This window comes from Microcoleus sp. S28C3 (assembly GCF_036700785.1).
Taxonomy (GTDB): Bacteria; Cyanobacteriota; Cyanobacteriia; order Cyanobacteriales; family Microcoleaceae; genus Microcoleus; species Microcoleus asticus.
Genome location: NZ_JAUBPO010000200.1, coordinates 1 through 5389 on the forward strand (window position 1 = coordinate 1; position 5389 = coordinate 5389).

Genomic DNA, 5389 nt, shown 5'->3' on the forward strand with positions numbered 1-5389 from the left:
TAATTCACTATCTAAAATTTGCAGATGTTCCAATTCCGTATCAAAATCAAAGAAATCATTCTCGCTTGTCTTCGATCGCACTATAAGTTCATCATCTTTTGATTCAGCAACGCCAAGCTAGAGTTTCGCTATCGACCTTATTAAAGGCAATCAAAGCTTTCGCTGGAACTGCAGGCATTTCTTCTAACACGTCCCTCACTGAACGGATATGGCTTTGCCAAGCTGGATGGGAAAGATCGACGACATGAAGCAGGGCATCTGCCTCAGTAACTTCCTCTAGTGTGGCTCGGAACGCATCCATTAGCGGTGGCGGGAGTTCGTGAATAAATCCAACCGTGTCTTTCAGAAGAACCGATCGCCGTTCCTGGGTTTGCGGATCTGTAATGACAATCTTTCGCGTCGTCGGGTCGAGGGTGGCAAACAGGCGATCTGCTGTGTAAACTTCGGCATGAGTCAACACATTTAACAGGGTGGATTTACCCGCATTTGTATAACCTACCAATGCAATAGAGGGGATTTCTTGCTGCTGTCGTTGTTGCCGTAAGCGGGCGCGATGTGCCTGTAGTTGGTTTACGGATTGCTGGAGTTGCGCGATTCGCCGCTGAATGACTCGTCGCTCAGTCTCTAGTTTGGTTTCACCAGGGCCTCGCGTCCCAATTCCAGCCCCTAGTCTTGACATCGCCTGACCTCGACCCCGAAGCCGAGGTAGCATATACTCCAATTGCGCCAGTTCCACTTGCAATTTACCTGCCTGGGATTGAGCACGTTGAGCGAAGATATCGAGAATTACTTGAGTTCGGTCTGCTACTTCGATCCCAATCTGGTTTTCCAAGTTTCGCGCTTGAGAGGGAGAGATATCTCGGTCAAAGACAATGAGATTGGCTCCAAGCTGATGAGCCAACAGCGTAATTTCTTCTACTTTTCCTTGACCGACGACAGTTTGAGGATGGGGATACGATCGCTTTTGCTGCACCGTCTCCACTACCTCTCCTCCCGCACTCTCAACTAACCGGACGAGTTCGTCTAGTCCATCTTGAAACCTTTGGGCAGTAAGATCCTCGGTCATTAACCCAACCAGCAGAACGCGATCGCCCTGAGTCTCAATTGGTTGCAATTGAGATGTTTCAAAGCCTGCTTCTTCAAACTCCCTTTCCCATCCATCAACTAAGTCGTCGAAGTCTTGCTCAGTCAGGTCATCCAGACTGAGGGGAGGAGAAACGAGGCAAGGCGTGTCTAAATTGGGTACGAGGTGAGCTAGATAAGCTTCTTTGACGTAGCCAGTAGCGCTGTCATCTCGTCTTTGGGTTCCATTGCTGTTGGGGATTAACACCACCAAAGCATCTAAGCGTTGCCGTGCCATTGCCATCAGTGCCGCAGCATCAGGTGCCTCTCCTTTGAGTTGAGTGGCAACGCAACGAATTCCACTCAAGTGCCCAGCGCCCTGTTGAGGCAGCTCTTGCGGCGGAATTTGAGTCTGTTGTGGCGTACCTACCCCAACTCGGACTACCTGCCCGCGTCGATTGATGTAGCTGCATACTGGCTGATGAATTTCTGTACTAATGGCTGCTAGCTTCTGAGCAAATTCGGGGGCTATCGGGCGATCGCTTGGCTGCCGCTGCTCGGAAAGCTGCTGTAATTGTTTGATCTGACTCGGTTGTAATCCTTTAAGATTGCCGTAAATATTTTCGCTAATATTCCTCAGAAAGCTTGCGTCTGAATCCGTTGACTTTATATGTTTCTATATGTTATTCGTCTTCCTTTTTGAGCCAATCTTTCCTTGGGAATAACTAGAGTATGAAGCTACAAATTGCTGTTTATGAGAACAGACCGTGACAATCCTTTGAAGGTTCTACTAGAGGCATACCAAATCTTAATCGTCCATCAAAAAAACACTCGCCTTCCACTTAGAGATTTTACGGCTCAGTCAGCCCCATCTCTGAAGAGAAACATAGTCATTTTAAGCATCTTACTAGAAAGTCTTCCATTACTAGAATTTTCCGACTGTTTTTCCAACCCATTCCCTATTGATTAACCTATGCTTCTACCTAAAGGAGTGGACTAAATGGTAAACTACAGTCGCAATATCTATCACCATGTCGTACTTGTCGGGGTACGGCTTGCGGGCGGCCAATGCTTGAGTAAAATACTGCATTGCCACTTTGAGTTCGCTATTAGCTCCACCGAACTGTTCTAGGAGCAACCTAGCAAGGTGTGGATCTGGATCGGACTACCGCGAATTGAATTCCAGCTCTTTGACATGATAAAATATTTGGATTTATTACCTAATATTGCTGTGCTTTGATGTGCTAGCGATCGGGAGCAAAGCTTGAATCAATTCAAAAAAATGTCAAACAAACAGACCTGTAGAGAGCCAAGTATTGTAGGTTTATTTGCTGCCTCTAATTAAACAAAGTAACGGCTACAGTTTCCCTGGCTTTCTACCTAGAGTTATAGATAGGAAGAGGATTTTTTCTAAGCTCTTCTTAAAAGAACTCCACGAAGAAATTCAGGAAACTGTACCGCATTTTTTCAATCCAAAAACTATCCCACTACGGGAATGAGCATACACTCATCCCGCAGTAAGACGGTATCAGTCCTCTCTTAAGATCTGGGCGACGTGTTCATCTGTGGCATTGTTTGTGTCGGTTGGACAAACCCAAAGTAGCCAGCGACGGTGGCTGTTAGGGCGTTGAACCAAACATTGTTCCCGAAAATCGGCATTAAGCCGAACGTTGTCTGAGCGACAGGGAGCAATCCCATGATTGCGATTAAGGCATAGGCGATCGCAAAACCGCGATTGTATAGACGCGCACCACCCGAACTGGTATAGGCAACAATCCCCACGCTCCCAACTATTATGTGTACGATGTTATGCAAGAGATTGGTTGGGAATAGCCCGAATAGATAGCCAAATCCCGCCGAATAGATGTTAGGAGATGTATCAACCGGGATAGCCGCACCTGTAGGTGGCAGTGAAACAAGACCTGGTACAAATCCAGCCAGGCCTATAACCGCGAAGAGGATTCCGATAATCAGGGCACAGTAACGCTGTCCCATATTTTCGCTGTTCATTTTGTCCATCTTTCTTATTCCCTCATTTTTTCAAATCTTCTTGAATGGTGTTCTTATCGCTTTTATTTTTACTTCAATGGAGATCCCTAAAGAATAGAAAGAAATACTATTGGGTAAGCTGAGGCGAGATATGCCCCACAAGTACCGTCAGATTATCTATCCCTATTCTTCTCCTACTCCCCACTCTTCATTTGAGAATCTCCTAGAAGCAGTGCAATAATACTTTCTATTAAAGCCATATTTTAGCCAGTTTACTCTATCAAAAGGAAGAAGTAAAGGGGTAGAATTAAGGCCGAGTGACAAACTATTCGGTAACTGAAGTATCAAGCAATCGGCTTCATCCAAATGTTTCTTGGTTGTCCCTAAGCCAGGGGGTAAAGCCAGACATTTAATAATCTCTACCGCCGCTTCACCTACCAAGTGAGCGCCTCGCACCGGATCAGATCGGCTATCACAAACTAACTTGATTAACGTGAGTTCGACGCGAGTGTGAGCGACTGGAAACATAAACGAACTCTTGCTCGCGAGCGGTCACTCACGGGCTAGACAATTATCGCAGACGGGCTTTGTTGCTGCATCAACTGTCGCGCTCCGCGATCGTGAGTCCCTCAGGAATTACGCATAGACGCTATATAATATAGGGTTCTAAAAATTCCGAACCCTCGGAAAAATAGGTGAGCCATTGTCACGAATTTAAAAAGTTAAATTTTCAAAACATTACCAAGTTTTATTTTAAAATAGCTGGCAATATATAGTGAATTTCACTTTATTTATAGAGTAAATATAGCAATATATTTTATTAATTTTTTTTTATTTTCCAATTAAATATGCTGCTTTTTAGAGGCAATTAACAGTAAAACTGTACAATAAATAATATGATTAATACGAACAAAACTTGGGGACAATGAGCAGCTTCTATGCCGATTAAGTGTTTGACTTCGGGATGAAATTATTGAACTTTTTAACGCATTCTGTCAACTTTTTTGACATCGGTTGTGTCACATTGGTTTAAGTCATTGGTTGCTATATATTCCGTGCTGTTGGTATAAACAGTAACACAAAAAAAATGTTTGTCGAAAAGTTGCGAACTTTTATGAGTTTTCATGACTGGATTTCTTGTGATGTCCTCTCGATTTTTTTTAGTTATTTATTTATACTTGGATACTCCTCCGGTGCCATGTACTAAACGATTATTTTTCTATCGGCAATAGTAAATATTTCCAAAAATGTCAATTTTGCTATCAGTTTTTGGGACGCATACCAGCTATCCATAAGCACTTGGGCGAAAGAAATCTGTTGGCTGTTGACCAAACGATCTAACATATCAGCAACGTGTTCTAGATGGCTTTTACCATCATCACAAGGGCGCTAAATCCGGTAATTTATTACCTAAAATCCACCGCTTTTTTGGTTGATATACAATTTATCAATGCTATTCCTGGTAATAGTCTGTGTTCTTTTACTATATGGGCTGCGGACTAATTCGATATTTTGCTCGTATCTTTTGTCTAATACCCTCGTCCTCAAAAACTAGGGATACCTCAGCATATTCTGTGATGTCTCATTTCAGGTTATGCCACAATAGGTTGGGTATTAATTCTGAATTTTTTCAGTGACGGTTGATAGTATTATGGCTAAATTATTCTAAATGTTAGCCTAAAAATTTTAAAGTGTCGTTGGTTTGACTGGTCAGTAAATCTTGGCAATAATATACATAGTTAATGACATATTTAGACATGGTTCAGATGTCGAACAAGTATTATCGCAGCAATCGCCTTCTAACGAGTCAATTGTGCAATACGATCGGCTTTTTCGTCAGCGTTTCATGCTCCGGGGCTCGCTCAATGTTAACTTGTGCTTGTGCGATCGCACCTCTCTATCCATCCCGAACAATTTTTGAGTAACAGATCAATTAGTAGCGATCGCACAAGCACAGGCACGCTATATGTAGAGTGCCTGCGTAAGTCCTTTAGTTATCTAGGAGATTAGGGAAAAAACAGCTATCCGTGTATCCTTGACTTCCGGAGCGTGAATCAATGGAATGGGGAATGGGGAATTAGTGATGAGTTTTAGTTTCCTATTAAGTCCGATCGCACAACCCCAATAAAATTGGTTTGTAGTAAAAATTTGAGCTACCAACCCTTGTGTACCTTGGGACACCTGAAAACCGCGATACAAAGTTATACCAAATCCGGTTTCTATACGCAGGGTAAGCTCATCTAATTTGGTATAAATTGTATTTGACAAAAATGGCAAGATATCAAAGAGCATCCTGTCAGTAGCGATTCTTTTGAACCCATTTGAGATCGTTTGACGC

4 protein-coding genes and 1 pseudogene are annotated in these 5389 nt (G+C 43.1%); all 5 read right to left on the reverse strand.

Annotated features, from left to right (window positions below):
- Window positions 1-103 precede the first annotated feature (103 nt).
- The gene (hflX, locus tag QUA13_RS31155) at window positions 104-1693 is read right to left on the reverse strand and encodes a GTPase HflX (protein ID WP_333204797.1); all 1590 of its coding nucleotides are present in this window, start codon (window positions 1691-1693) and stop codon (window positions 104-106) included.
- Between the two features lie 348 nt (window positions 1694-2041).
- Window positions 2042-2212: pseudogene (locus tag QUA13_RS32950) on the reverse strand (manganese catalase family protein); the annotation flags it as partial.
- Between the two features lie 389 nt (window positions 2213-2601).
- Window positions 2602-3081 carry a DUF4383 domain-containing protein gene (locus QUA13_RS31160; protein WP_333204792.1) on the reverse strand — a complete coding sequence of 160 codons (480 nt, stop codon included), beginning with the start codon at window positions 3079-3081 and terminating at the stop codon, window positions 2602-2604.
- Window positions 3082-3234: 153 nt separating this feature from the next.
- Window positions 3235-3579 carry a hypothetical protein gene (locus tag QUA13_RS32955; protein ID WP_445242767.1) on the reverse strand — a complete coding sequence of 115 codons (345 nt, stop codon included), beginning with the start codon at window positions 3577-3579 and terminating at the stop codon, window positions 3235-3237.
- 1470 nt (window positions 3580-5049) lie between these two features.
- The coding region (locus tag QUA13_RS31165) for a hypothetical protein (protein WP_333204794.1) at window positions 5050-5389 on the reverse strand (340 nt) is incomplete at its 5' end.